Raw genomic sequence first — 12,544 nt, forward strand, 5'->3', positions numbered from 1 at the left:
CACAACCTCAACCTCGACACCCGCGCCGGCGAAGAACTGTCCGACCACCTCAAATACTTCACCGAGCATCTGCCTGCGACATTCGTTTACGCCGGGATCGAAGTGGAACGCTCGGGGCTGTTCACCGGCACGCGGGGACGGCAGTTGGCCGGCCGTTGCGGGGTGATCCACACCAGCGCATTCCCCGACGCCAAGGAGTGGCGACAACTCGTCGCCGCCATGGAAGGTACCTTGCGTCTGCATCGACACGAACCGGGAAGCCTTGTCGCCCAGGCCCGTTACCTGCACCGCCGCACCGGCGGGATGATCGGCAGCCTGGCCCACTTGATCCGGGCTTCAGCAATCCAAGCGATGCTCGACGGCACCGAGCACATCACCCGCGAGGCCATGGACGATATTTTGATCGACTACGCCGCCCACACGGCCGCGGCCCGCACGGCCAGCTGACGTGGCAACTGTCAGGCCGTGGCCGCGCGGACCACGCCAGCGGCTCCCGCGAACGATCGCACCGTTCCGTTGGGAAGCCGTATCGTCCTACATCGACAGGCTGGCCCGCGCCAACCATATCGGCGTCTCCACACTGCGCGGCCATGTCGCCGAATCATGCGCAGCCCGGCCGCGACCGGACTGGTTGGCCGTCGTCAGCGGCCAACCTGAGCAGGTAATCCGGTCCCGTCTCTGCGGGCTTGCTGGCGACCCCACCGCGCTCAAGCAATATCTCCGCCGCCCTTTGTGTCAAAGATGTATGGCACGCAAGGGAATACACGAACCCGTCTACTGCTACCTGCCTGCACATGTCTCCGTATGCCACCGTCACCGACGCTGGATCGGTTCACCAACGCGCGTTCTTGACGACCAGGTGGATCTTCGTGACCGGCCCACGGTGCTCAGTGCCGGGCGCACGCATCGGCGCTTGGCCCGTCAGTATTCAGAGGTCGACCTTCATGACGCCTTGGGCGACGCCCGCCACATCCTGGTCTTCTGGGCTCACGCAGAGCGTCACGTGGCGGCGGGGATTCTGCAGAATGGCCTAGAAGCGCACGTGGTGGCCTACCCCGATGTGATCGCCGTAGCCGCAACATTGCTCACAGCTCGCCCTCGGGTTGAACAGCCCAGGACGCCAACGGAACCCGCCTGGCCGACGCTACTGCTCGACCGCATCAACGAACGCACCGGCGCCCACCATGCCGACGCCACCCCCGTCGAGCAATGGGCGCAGTACCGACGCCTATTCGCCACTGCCGTATTGACGACACGCTCAGACGGCGCAGAACTGGCGTGTCGCGCTTAGGGGTCGGCAGTCTTGAATGTGCCTTATCAGTAAGGCACTTGTGGTGTGCATCTGACTGTGTCCGACGGTTGTATCTATCGGCTTTCTAATCGTTAGGGACAGTGGTATCTGGCTGGGTGTATCGGCCGGTGAATCATCACCGGCGGCGCTGCTTGCCGGTGATTGGCCGGCGGTGGGTGGTCCAGCACGCGGCCACCGCGCTGACCACCACAGCGAAGGCGGCAATGACGCTGGCCGGGAGGGCGTGGTCCTGCAGCCATCCGGTCGCGGTGGCCGACCAGCCGGTGAGCAGGTTGCCGCCGCTGGCGGTGTGCCCGGTGGCCGCGGGCAGCCAGTACCACGCGAGGTAGGCGCCGGTGGCGATGAGGACAACGGCGGTGACGCGGGTCCCGTGGCGGGCGAGGATACCCAGATGCCGGGTCAGGGCCGTGCCGGCGATGGCGGTGCCGACGCTGACCAGCATCAAGATGGTGGCGGCACCGGCTGTGTATGCGGTGAACACTGCCAGCAGACCGCCCCATCCGCTGGTGGCCTGGGCCTGGGCGATCACCGCGAGCAGTACCCCGAAGGTGCAGGACAGTGACGCCAGGGCGTAGCCGATTCCGGCCGCGAGCACACCACCGGCTGTTGGGGAGTCCGGCCGATGACGCGTCCGGGCAGGCATACGCAGACCGATGGTGCGGCCGGTGAGCATGAAGCCGCCCAAGATGGCCAGGGTGAGCCCGATCGTGATCCCGAGCCAGGGAGCAGCCGTCACCAGGGTCCGGGCACCGGCACTGATCGCGATACCGGCGAGGGTGAGGGTGCCGGTGAACCCGATGGTCAGGACGGCCCCGGTGCGCAGTGCCCGGGCCAGCCGCACGAGCACCGCATCGGTGCCGCCGGTGGCGATGGTGCCGGTGATCCACGCCGGTAGCAGCGCGAACCCGCAGGGGTTGACCGGGGCGAGCATGCCAGCGGTAAACGCGAGCGCGAGCAGGTTCACCGTGCGGCGCTGCTGCCGAGGGCGGCCAGGATCTGATCCTGGGACGGGGCGTGGCCGCGGTAGCTGATCTGCCCGGACGGGTCGATGACGAGGGCGGTGGTCGGCGCGGTCACCTGGTAGCGGCTGGTCAGGGCCCCGTTAGTATCGACGACCGCGGGCAGGCTGGTGCCGCCGATCTGGTCCAGGAAGTGGCGAACATCGGCGGGTTTCTCGGTGGGGACGATGTCGACGGCTAGGAACTTGGCGCTGCCTCCGGCTTTCTCCACGGCCGCCCGAGCAGCGGCCAGGGATTTACCGCCGCCGACGCATTCGCCGCACCCGTAGGAGAAGAACAGGATCGCGGTCGGGGCGGCAGCGGGCAGTTCGACGGTTTTGCCGTCCACCGTGGTCAGTGTCGCCGCCGTCGCCTGGGTTGTGGCGTTGGCGTGTGGCGGTGAGGTCGGATTGCTGGTTGTGGCCGATTGGCCGCACGCGGTCAGCGCGCCCGCTGCCAGCATCACAGCCGTAACGCCCGCCCACCTGTGGGGTGTAAACGAACGCGTTTCAGACATTGTCGATGCTTCCTTTCGTCAGGTCGTCGAGCGTGTGCGTCGCGGGTGAATGGCTGTCGGCGGGACAGCAGTGATCGCCGCGTTGACCGCGGCGGGCGAAGGCGACCACAGCCGCCAGCAGCAGCGCGACGGCTGCCCCGATGACCCATGGATTCTCGAGCAGTCCACACACGGCGGCGAGCGCGCCGCCGGCGATCAGGACTGGCGCGGCGCAACACAGGGCCGTCACCAGCACCGCTGCCGCACCCAGCAGCACGGGATTTCTTCGTGGACGTTGATTCATTGATTTCTCCTCATCAGGTTGGGTGCGGCTGGTCAGCTGCAGCAGCCGGGGTGGGCAGTTGGCGGGGTATGGAGCTGGGTAAGGATTTGTGTGGTCAGGGCTGCGCCGAGTTGGTGGGCCTCAGCGACGCTGACGATCTGACCTTCGGGGTGCTCGGCGAGCCACGGCGCGGCGTCCTGCGCGCAGGTGAAGTAGTGCACCTGGTTGCAGAATGAGGACCGGATCGAGGTGAGGTCGTCGGGGTTGACCAGCGAGACCACCGCGGTCTCGGGCTGCACGCTGGTGACACCGTTTTCGCCGACCGAGACCCTGATCGGGTGCCCGCTGACGGGTGATTCGGATTCGATGCTGGCGGGCCGGTCCAGGATGGTGGGAAAGATGAGGGTGTCCAGGGCGCACCAGGTGTAGAGCTCTTGGCCGGCCACGGTGAATCGGTGGCGGGTCGGGCGCAGGGTCAGGCCCTGGCCGACGATGCGGCCCTGCTCGTCGTATTCGGTGTCGGGTACCGCGGCCAGACGCCGGGTCACCTCGTCAACCGGGAGGCCGACGGCCGCGGCGAGCGCCTCCACGGTGACCGGCTCGCCGGCGGCGAGCAGCCGCAGCAACGGCACCAGCATCGTCGGGTCGAGCCCGGACTCTTCCGGAATGGTCAGGCGGTCAAGGAAATTGGGCATCAGGAACCTTTCGAGTGAGCCATGCGTCAGGATGCGCAGCAGGACAGTCGGGACATATCGGCGCTGAAGGACTGGGCGGCGATTTTGATGCCTTCGGCCATGGTCAGATACGGGGCCCAGGACCCGGCGACCTGGTCGACGGTCATCGCGGCGTCGAGGATGTAGACCGCGGCGGCGGCGATCTCGCCAGCATCCTTGGCGACGGCGGTGATGCCGTGGATGCGGCCGGTGCCGGCGTCGGCGACGAGTTTGATGAAACCGCGGGTGTCTCGGTTGACCACCGCACGCGGCACATGTTTTAGCGGCAGCACCCGGCAGTCGCACCGTGTCCCGGCGGCGAGGAGCTCGGCCTCGGTCGTCCCGGCCGCACCGACCGCGGGGCTGGTGAACGTCACGCGGGGCAGATGGCGGTAGTCGACCCTGCGGCCGGCGTCGGTGAAGATGTTGTCGGCGACCATCGCGCCGTGATGGGCGGCGACGTAGACGAACTCGCGGTGCCCGGTCACGTCGCCGGCCGCCCAGATCCGTGGGTTCGACGACTGCAGCCCGTCGCTCACCACGACCTCGTTGTTCTCGCCGGTTTTGACCTGCACCGCTTCGAGATTCAGGCCGTCGGTGTTCGGACGGCGGCCGGTGGCGACGAGGACTTTCGCGGCACGGAACTGCTGCGTTCCGCCGGTGATGGTCGCGGTGACCGTGACCTGATCGTCGGCCTGCTCGACCTCGCTCACCGTGGCGCGGCGCACCACCCGGATGCCGTCGTCGGCGAACACCTCCAGCAGCGCCATGCCGACTTCCGGCTCTTCCTTCGATGCCAGCGTGGAGCGGACCAGCACCGTCACCGTTGACCCGAGCCGGGCGAACAGTTGCGCCTGCTCCAACGCGACGTAGCCGCCGCCGATCACCAGCAGCGACTCCGGGACCTCGGTGACTTCCATCGCGGTGGTCGAGGTCAGGTAGGCGACGCCCTCGAATGCGGGCGGGATGACTGGGTTCGCGCCGGTGGCGATCAGGTAGTGCTCGGCCTCGATGGTGGCATCGCCGACCTCGATGACGGGCGCGTCCGGGGTTCCGGCGAACCGCGCTTGGCCCTGAATGCGCTGCCAGCCATACGATTCGGCCACGTTGAGGTACTTCTCTGAGCGCAGCGACTCCACCAGATCGTGCGTGCCGGCGATCAGGGCCGCCATGTCCACCGGGCCGGCCGTGGTGGCGATCCCCGGGAACCGGGCAGTGTCGGCTGCGGTATGCCGGGCCTCGGCCGCTGCGATCAGGGCCTTTGACGGCACGCAGCCGGTGTTGACACACGTGCCACCGAAGATGCCGCGCTCGATCATGACGACGGACTTGCCGAGCGCGGTAGCGCGGATCGCCGCGGCCATCGCCGCGCCGCCGGAACCGATGACCGCGAGGTCCAATCCCTGACTCATGCACCCATCCTTGACCTTCAAGTAGGCTTGAAGGTCAAGTGTTCTGAGGAGACATCGTGAGAATCGGGAAGCTCGCCGAGGCGACCGGGGCCACCACCGCGACGCTGCGCTACTACGAAGACGAAGGCCTGCTCCCGCCCGCCGAACGTTCCCCGGCGGGGTATCGCGACTATGCCGCCGACACGATCGCCCGGGTCGGCTTCATCCGACGGGGACAGGCCGCCGGGTTCAGCCTCGCCCAGATTCGGCAGATCCTCGACATCCGTGACAGCGGCCACGCGCCGTGCACGCACGTGCGCGACCTGCTCGACATCCGACTGACCGACCTCGACGAGCAGATCAGCGCACTGGTGGCACTGCGCGAGACCATCGCCCGGCTGCGGCAGGGCGCCGAAAGCGTCGACCCGGAATCATGCAGCGCCGATGACGTATGTCGATACCTCTAGGAGCCACCTCCGTGGCACCGGAGGCATGTATTTCGTCAAGTCCGTTGACCCCGGCAGTCGTCATGAATTTCCGCCCCACTGGAGGTCGTTGGTGCGCGGGAGCGCGGGGCCTGCTGAGCAGTAGGCTCACCCGATGCGGTGGGATTTCACTCGAAGCTGGTCGCATTGGCCGTGCTGAGCCCAGCCACACTCGTTCAGGCGATCGCCACCTTCGCCATCACCAATATCGACGACATCGTGGTCCTCGCGGTGATGTTCGGCCAGGCGCCCGGTCATCGTGGCGCAGCCATCCGAGTGACCGCCGGTCAGTACCTCGGCTTCACCGCCATCTTGGCAGTTTCGGTCGGCGGCGCACTCCTGGGTGCCACGCTGCTTCCTCCAGCCGCACTGCCGTACTTCGGGCTGCTGCCCATCGTGTTGGGGCTGCGGGCGGCATGGCTGGCCTGGCGGGATCGCCGCACCCAACCGGCGCCGACCGATGATCCCGCAACACTGTTGACGCCTGGCACCTGGCAGGTCGCAGTCATCACCTTCGCCAACGGCGGCGACAACATCGGCGTGTACGTTCCGATCTTCGCCGTCTCAACGATCGCCACCATCGGTGTTTACATCATCGTGTTCCTCATCGGTGTGGCCATCTGGTGCGCGGCCGGCCGATATTTCGCCTCCCACCCGATCATCGCCAAAGCACTCTCACGCTGGGGCCACATCGTTCTGCCCGTTGCACTGATCACAATCGGGGCCCTCATCCTCATCAAAGGCGGAGCGTTCGCCCTCTAGCTCGGAGCAACTTCACCACTCAGGGCCAGGAGGCGCTCCTGCATCGGCATGTGTTGGCGTTCAACCACTTTGGTGATGTCCCGGCCCGTATCCGCTATGACAATCTAAAACGGGCGGTGGCCAAGGTGCTCAAAGGCCGCAGCCGGCACCCGAACTACCAACACGAGCGAGCGCACCACAGAATCATGATCGTGTGTCACGAGAGACACGATCACAGTAGTTATACCGAAGACGTACCCGAGCCAACGGAATCGACAGGAGACCATTCCGGCTACCCTGCTGCGCTCGCAGCCGGGCGCGGAAGCAGGGTAGCCCCAGATTCAATGAGAAACGTCGCGATCGAAATTCTCATCCAATCTGGGGCAATGCAGGTCAGACTAGTAAATGTGCCCCAGATTCAATGAGAACGGACACCGAGCGACTGCAGCAAGTTCTCGCTCGAGTGCTGGCCGCAATTCTTTGGTCATGCCCGTTTGGCCGGACGCAACCCGCGCGTCTGCGCGACCATGAGTGACGAACACCAAAGTCTGGCAACAACTTAAGAAGCGCTATATTTCAATAACGTTGCGCGCCAAGAGCTGGTAACGGTGCTTGCTCGACAGGTGCGAGTTGCTGCTGTGCGGGGCGGGGGACAGCTCTGCGCCCGGGTGCCCGAATGGGGTCAAGCGCATCTCAGCCCGGTGAGGACGCGTTGTATGGCGGCCTGGAGATCGCTGCGGATGCGTTTGCGTTGGCGGGAAGGTGCTTCAGCGAGTGCGATGCCCGCGTGGGTGATCATCCCGGAGATGGCCTCAGTCATCGCCTCGATTGGCATGGCATTCGGATAGATCCCTGCCTGGACGCCGCCTAGTAGAAGTTGGCGCACGTTGTGGTGAGTGTACTGGCGTTCGGACTCTCGCCAACGCCTCCAGCCCAGGCCGACGGGCCCTTCGAGATAGATCAGCCGCCCTGCGACCGGATCTGCGCAGATGTCTAGCGTTGCTTCGAGGCCGGCCAATGCCGCTTCCCAGATGTCGTTCGGGTGTTCGGCGATAGCTTCGTAGACTTTCTGCTGGGCTGCTTCGTTGTAGTGATTGATCACAGCTTCGAAGAGGCTCTGTTTGTCTGAGAAATGGTGATAGACAGCACCTTTGGTGACGCGGACGGCTGCGGCGATCTGCGTGATCGACGTGGCCGTGAATCCGTGCTTGGCGAACGCCTCGGCGGCCGCGCTAACTAACGCTGCTCGCGTCTGCTCCGCATATTCGGTACGGCGACTCTTGACAGTGTCCACACCTGAGAGAATAGTCGATCGCATACTCGTGGTATGTGACATTGCCTGAGTACTCAAAAGCTGAAGGGCGGCTGCCTATGGATATCGCCGAACTTGAAACACACCGGCACCACGCCATTACCGCATCAGGTGCGATCAGTTACCTCGACGTCGGACGAGGCAGGCCAGCGGTGTTCCTTCACGGTCTCATCACTAACAGCCTGCTGTGGCGTCACGTGATTTCGCGAGTCGCCAACGAGAACCGGCGCTGCATCGCCCTAGATCTGCCCGGACATGGACACACCCCGCCGGCTTCCGCGGACGGGGATGTGTCGTTGACCGGTCTGGCGCAGCGGGTCATCGAACTCTGCGATCAACTCGGGCTGGATCACTTCGATCTGGTGGCCAACGACACCGGGATCGCGGTCGCGCAGGTCGTCGCAGCCCACCTCGGTGACCGCCTGGCCACGTTCACCGTGACCAACGGAGACACCGAAGGAAATACCCCGCCCGCCCTTTTCAAACCCGTGTCGATTGCAGCGCGCACAGGACTGTTGGCGAGACTGGGACCACGTATCGTCGCTAGTCGCCGGCTGAAACTGGGCGGGCTGACCGCCGGTGATCCGCACCCGGGTCGGCTTCCGGCGGAGGTGGTTGAGGCCTACTACCGTCCCGTCTTCGGAACACCGCAATCCTCCCGCGCTTTTGCACGCCTGACCGCAGCCATATCGAACCACGACCTGGCCGCCGTACGACCCCAACTAGCCCAACTGAAGGTCCCCACACTCATAGTGTGGGGAACGGGTGACATGCTCTTCCCGCTGAAATGGGCGCAACGCCTGGCCAAACTGATTCCCGGCACCACCAAGGTCGCCACGCTTGATGGCGCTCGAATGCATTTCCCGGACTACCGCGTTGACGAATTCGTTACGCACTTGCAGCAACATTGGACCGAGTGGGCGAACGATGAAGACGCTCAGTAAACGCTGAATCATGAATCGTACGCCCTCTGAGACCTCCTATGACCGGATAGGTCAGGGCTACAGGCGGTTTCGCAAGCCCGACCCTCGAATCGCGGCCAGGATCATGGCCGCTCTCGGCGATTCTCGGACCGTAGTGAATGTCGGCGCCGGCACGGGTTCGTATGAGCCAGCCGACCGTTTCGTCCTAGCTGTGGAGCCCTCCGCGGAGATGGCCAGACAGCGGCGCGCAGATGCGGCGCCCTGCATCAGGGCAGTCGCTGAGTCTCTACCACTGTTGGACCAGAGCTTCGACGCCGCCATGGGCATCCTGACGATTCACCACTGGTCCGATCCTCTCGGCGGGTTGCGTGAACTTGCCCGCGTCGCTCGCCGAATCGTCCTGTTTGCCTACCAGCCCAAGATTCACAGCGCTTTTTGGCTCTGGCGGGAGTACTTCCCGGCCGCCGGTAGCGTGTCGGCAGCCTCCGAGTTGCCCGTCGAGCAGGTTGCGGAGGTCATCGGCGCCGACCGGGTCGAGGCCGTTCTCGTTCCTCACGACTGCTCGGATGGCTTCGGGCCGGCCTATTGGCGTCGACCGGCCGCGTACCTTGACTCGGATGTCCGGCGTTGCATCTCCGGGTTAGCACGGCTCCGGCCGGACGATCTCCAACCCGGACTCAAGCGCCTACGTCAGGATCTCGATACAGGTGCCTGGCGGGCCCGCCACCGAGATCTCCTTGATCTCGAGGCCATTGATGCAGGACTGCGCTTGATCGTGCGGGATGGTCCGTAAACGAGATGGCCGGAGAGCGGGAGCCGCATTCCTGCGGCGTTTCCACACCGCTCGAGGTGAGAGCCGTCAAGGTAACGGCCGCATCGCCGAATTATGATGTTGAACAATAGAATTCGTACTGTATCTGATTGGTATGCGCGCTCGACAGTGGCGGTCAGTATTCAGTTGCCGCCGACACGGTCGTCCGCGCATGGAGGAGCTAGTGTCGCGCGTCTGAATTTGGTTTACGGGTATGGGGCAGGATTTCGTCTGCGGTCTTGGTCCACACGAATGGGTGGCTACGTTGGTTCCAGCCGTCGATGAATGCGCCGATGGCTGCCATGAGTTCTTTGACGCTATTGAACGAGCCGCGGCGGATGGCCTGGCGGGTGATGATCGAGAAGAACACCTCGACCAGGTTCAGCCACGACCCGGACGTCGGGGTGAAATGCAGTGTCACACGGGGGTTTTTGACCAACCACGCGGTGATGTCAGCGTGTTTGTGGGTGTGGTAGTTGTCGCACACCACGTGCAGCCGCCGCCGCGGGTAGGCGCGCGCGACCGCTTTGAGGAAGTCCAAGAACTCGGCTTTGCCGTGGCGCTCATAGCAGCGGTCGGTCACTTTCCCGGTCGCGATCTCCAACGCGGCGAACAAGGTGGCCGTGCCGTTGCGCTGGTAGTCATGGGTGGCCTTTTCCGGCAGCCCCGGGCGCATCGGCAGGATCGGCTGGGTCCGATTGAGGGCCTGGATCTGGCTCTTTTCGTCCACGCACAACACGATCGCGTTCTCGGGCGGGTTCAGATACAGGCCCACCACGTCGCGGACTTTGGCCTCCAATTCGGGGTCGGTGGAGAACTTGAACGTCTCCCGGCGCCACGGTTTGACCCCGTAGCGTCGCCAGGCCCGGGCCACCGTGGCGTCCCCGACACCCAGATACTTCCCCAACAGCCGGCTCGACCAGTGCGTGACCGCCAGCGATTCCGGTGGCGGGTCCAGCGTGGCCGCCAGAATCGCCGCGTCATCGACGGTCTTGGGCCGGCCGCTACGCGGTTCGTCGGCAAGCCCGTCAATGCCGAACGCGGCAAACCGGTCCCGCCACTTGATCACCGTCGGACGCGACACTCCCACCTGCCGCGCCGCACCGGAAGTACCCGCGCCATCGGCCACGGCCAGCACGATCCGCGCCCGCTCGACATGGCCGGCCGAGACCGTCGAGGACCGAGTCCACGACTCCAACCTCACACGATCTTCAGGACTGATCACCAGTGCAGATGACGGCATACACCATCATCTCACACTGTAAACTAATTAATGACGCGCGACACTAGGTGAGGCTCGGCAGTGTTTCGTCATGCTAATCGCTGACGTTGGGCGAAAGTGTAGGCAACCACGCGTGGCGGCGGTGCGGCCCTCGGGTTGCCGATGACGGTATAGGCCCGCTCCGCAGGTCTGCATCCCGACACTTTGTCGCGGGTTGTCGTGCCGATGCGCCGTCGATGTCACCACAAGGCGATACGGTGTGGCTGCGCCGGTGTTCGATAGGGCGGCACTCCAGGATGGGTGTACAGAGTCTGACGGCTGCAGAGAGGGGCTGGGCAGTGAAGCGGGTGCGGGTCAAGCTTGAGAATTGTCACGGTATTCACGAGCTCAGCACCGAGTTTGATTTCCGATCGAGCCGGGCGGTGGCGATCTATGCGCCCAACGGCATGATGAAGACCTCGTTTGCTCGGACGTTCGCCGACCTTGCGAAGGATCGGCCTTCGAATGATCGGATGTTTCCTGACCGGTTGAGCTCACGGGAAATTACCGATGAGGCAGGCGCTGAAGTGAGCCCAGAGGATGTGGTCGTCATCCTCTCGTACGACGAGGAGATGGGCCCCACAGAGGCCACGTCTACGCTCCTTGTCGATTCTCAGCTCCGCAAAGAGTACGAGGCCCTCCAGGTCGACGTGCTGAAGGCGAAGAGGGAACTTCTGGCAGCATTAAAGACACAGGCGCATACCCGCAAGGATGTAGAGCGAACTCTCTCGCTGGCATTCACGAGCGATGACGAGAGCTTTTTCGTTGCGCTGCTTCGCGTTCATGAGGAAATATCAGCGCAGGACGTCGCGCCTTACGCCGATGTTCCGTACGACGTTCTGTTCGACGATAAGGTGCTCGCGCTCCTGAGAACGCCTGATTTTCAAGCGGCGCTGAGTGATTATATTACTCGATATAATGAGCTCCTAGACGCATCAACATACTTTAGTAGGGAAGCATTCAGTTATTACAATGCAACCAATGTGACGAAAAGCTTGGCAGATAACAAGTTTTTCGACGCCAATCACTCGATTCTGCTGCGCGGCGGTGGGTCCGCTGAGGAAATTTCTAGCCACGAGGATCTCGCCGCGCTGATCGAGTCGGAGAAGCAAAAGATTTCCGAAGATGTTGAATTGCGGAAAACATTCGCAAGTATCGAAAAGCAGCTGATGAAGAACGCGGAGGCGCGAGCTTTTTCGACCTATATCTCTGAGCGCACTGAACTTCTAACAGAGCTGGAGAATGTCGACCGCTTCAATGAGCGTGTCTGGAAATCGTATCTGAAAACCCATTCTATGCTTTACGATGCTGCAGTTCAATGTTTCCGGGCGGCAGACAGCAGGAAGAAAGAGATCGAGCGTTCAGCTGCGGATCAGCGGACGCAGTGGGAGCAGGTCATCGACATCTTCAACGATCGGTTCTTTGTGCCATTCAGATTGACCGCGAAGAACCGTGAGCGCGTCATGCTGGGCTTGGAGCCCATCCTCAAACTTGGATTTGAGTTTGAGGACGCGGGAGACAAAGCAGAAGTCGATAGAAAAGAACTTCTTCAAGTCTTGAGTACGGGGGAGAAAAAAGCTCTGTATATTCTCAATGTCTTGTTCGAGGTTCAAGCCCGCCGAAACTCTGACCGCGAGACCATTTTCGTGATCGATGACATAGCGGACTCTTTCGACTACAAAAATAAATATGCCATAATCCAGTACCTAAAGGAGATGGCAGAGCATGATAACTTCCGGCTAATAATCCTCACTCATAACTTTGATTTTTACCGAACTTTAGAAAGTCGGTTCGTCCTCTACGACAAGTGTCTAATGG

At 63.3% G+C, this 12,544-nt stretch carries 13 protein-coding genes and 1 pseudogene; 7 read left to right on the forward strand and 7 right to left on the reverse strand.

The window, feature by feature from the left end; genetic code table 11:
• Positions 1–447: pseudogene (locus tag AC2VOU_RS18925) on the forward strand (ATP/GTP-binding protein); the annotation flags it as partial.
• A gap of 412 nt (positions 448–859) precedes the next feature.
• Complete coding sequence (locus tag AC2VOU_RS18930; protein ID WP_225503056.1) at positions 860–1,291, forward strand: hypothetical protein; 432 nt, start codon at positions 860–862, stop codon at positions 1,289–1,291.
• Between the two features lie 136 nt (positions 1,292–1,427).
• On the opposite strand, the gene AC2VOU_RS18935 is transcribed toward AC2VOU_RS18930, so the two are convergent.
• Genes AC2VOU_RS18935 through merA form a run of 5 tightly spaced genes read right to left on the reverse strand, consistent with a single transcriptional unit; the run spans position 1,428 to position 5,214 of the window.
• The gene (locus AC2VOU_RS18935) at positions 1,428–2,276 is read right to left on the reverse strand and encodes a cytochrome c biogenesis CcdA family protein (protein ID WP_024444598.1); all 849 of its coding nucleotides are present in this window, start codon (positions 2,274–2,276) and stop codon (positions 1,428–1,430) included.
• Entirely contained in the window at positions 2,273–2,773 is a 501-nt protein-coding gene (locus tag AC2VOU_RS18940) for a TlpA family protein disulfide reductase (RefSeq protein WP_225433764.1), read from the reverse strand. Before AC2VOU_RS18940 ends, AC2VOU_RS18935 begins: the two co-directional genes overlap by 4 nt.
• A 46-nt stretch (positions 2,774–2,819) precedes the next feature.
• Complete coding sequence (locus AC2VOU_RS18945) at positions 2,820–3,110, reverse strand: hypothetical protein (RefSeq protein ID WP_005148657.1); 291 nt, start codon at positions 3,108–3,110, stop codon at positions 2,820–2,822.
• 32 nt (positions 3,111–3,142) lie between these two features.
• Positions 3,143–3,784, reverse strand: coding sequence for an organomercurial lyase MerB (gene merB / locus AC2VOU_RS18950; protein WP_005148656.1), 642 nt, complete (start codon positions 3,782–3,784; stop codon positions 3,143–3,145).
• 26 nt (positions 3,785–3,810) lie between these two features.
• Positions 3,811–5,214 (reverse strand): mercury(II) reductase, encoded by a 1,404-nt coding sequence (gene merA, locus AC2VOU_RS18955; protein ID WP_005148655.1) that lies wholly within the window; start codon positions 5,212–5,214, stop codon positions 3,811–3,813.
• A 56-nt stretch (positions 5,215–5,270) separates the two neighbouring features.
• Between merA and AC2VOU_RS18960 the strand changes: the two genes are divergently transcribed.
• Positions 5,271–5,660: a heavy metal-responsive transcriptional regulator gene (locus tag AC2VOU_RS18960; protein WP_005148625.1), complete on the forward strand. Its 390-nt coding sequence runs from the start codon at positions 5,271–5,273 to the stop codon at positions 5,658–5,660.
• Positions 5,661–5,798: 138 nt separating this feature from the next.
• Entirely contained in the window at positions 5,799–6,440 is a 642-nt protein-coding gene (locus tag AC2VOU_RS18965; protein ID WP_079481877.1) for a cadmium resistance transporter, read from the forward strand.
• Between the two features lie 661 nt (positions 6,441–7,101).
• Here the strand turns inward: AC2VOU_RS18965 and AC2VOU_RS18970 are convergent.
• Entirely contained in the window at positions 7,102–7,713 is a 612-nt protein-coding gene (locus AC2VOU_RS18970) for a TetR/AcrR family transcriptional regulator (RefSeq protein WP_486958744.1), read from the reverse strand.
• A 77-nt stretch (positions 7,714–7,790) separates the two neighbouring features.
• Between AC2VOU_RS18970 and AC2VOU_RS18975 the strand changes: the two genes are divergently transcribed.
• Together AC2VOU_RS18975 and AC2VOU_RS18980 are read left to right on the forward strand one after the other, a co-directional pair.
• A complete protein-coding gene (locus tag AC2VOU_RS18975) occupies positions 7,791–8,675 on the forward strand; it encodes an alpha/beta fold hydrolase (protein WP_486958747.1) in 885 nt (294 codons plus the stop codon).
• 103 nt (positions 8,676–8,778) lie between these two features.
• Positions 8,779–9,447 carry a class I SAM-dependent methyltransferase gene (locus AC2VOU_RS18980; RefSeq protein ID WP_486958748.1) on the forward strand — a complete coding sequence of 223 codons (669 nt, stop codon included), beginning with the start codon at positions 8,779–8,781 and terminating at the stop codon, positions 9,445–9,447.
• A 199-nt stretch (positions 9,448–9,646) separates the two neighbouring features.
• Here AC2VOU_RS18980 and AC2VOU_RS18985 read toward each other — a convergent pair whose 3' ends face one another.
• On the reverse strand, positions 9,647–10,708 hold the full coding sequence (locus tag AC2VOU_RS18985) for an IS630 family transposase (protein WP_486958745.1): 1,062 nt from the start codon (positions 10,706–10,708) through the stop codon (positions 9,647–9,649).
• Positions 10,709–11,025: 317 nt separating this feature from the next.
• Between AC2VOU_RS18985 and AC2VOU_RS18990 the strand changes: the two genes are divergently transcribed.
• Positions 11,026–12,544 (forward strand): phage infection protein (locus tag AC2VOU_RS18990; protein WP_486958746.1); only part of this gene is annotated, 1,519 nt, incomplete at its 3' end.

This window comes from Mycobacterium sp. TH-M25, from assembly GCF_057473665.1.